Source organism: Bacteroides sp. NSJ-48 (assembly GCF_014287405.1).
In the GTDB taxonomy this organism is placed as follows: domain Bacteria; phylum Bacteroidota; class Bacteroidia; order Bacteroidales; family Bacteroidaceae; genus Bacteroides; species Bacteroides stercoris.
Window position 1 is genome coordinate 1 of sequence record NZ_JACOOD010000124.1, and the last position, 518, is coordinate 518.

1 protein-coding gene is annotated in these 518 nt (G+C 46.7%); it reads right to left on the reverse strand.

The genetic code is table 11. The features are described from left to right. The coding region (locus H8S52_RS19765) for a transposase (protein WP_186910417.1) at positions 1-503 on the reverse strand (503 nt) is incomplete at its 3' end. Between the last annotated feature and the right edge of the window lie 15 nt (positions 504-518).

A 518-nucleotide genomic window follows, 5' to 3' on the forward strand; every position in this document is an offset into this window, starting at 1 on the left:
GTATCTCCATTAGCGAAAACAGGTGCATGATACATCTTTCCACAGGCCTTTGCATAAGCAATCTGAGTGGACTCTTCATCCAAAGCCTCCCAGCGAGCTTTTACACGCATCTCCTGCACTGCTTCATAAGCTAACTTCTGTACGTGAAAGCGATCGGTAACACGTTTGGCCGCAGGAAAACAGATGCGTGCAATCTGCTCCATGTTAGGAGCCATATCTAAAGTTATCTCGCGCACTTGGTAACGGCGGCGACGGGAGAGCTTAAGCAGGACAGAAGTGACCGTATGAACGTCCGTACCTTTAATGATAGCAATCATACTACCTTTACCACCGTGAGCGTCTTTATTGGTCAGTACAGTATAGAGTTCTCCACGCGAGAGGGCTACCTCATCAATACAGAGATAAGCACCGATATTCTTTTCGAATAGTAGCCAATCCTCTGCATGAACAAGTTGGTCCCAATGGAGATAACCACTTAGATGGTTACGGTATTGACGCTCCAATAAATCCCCGTCAAC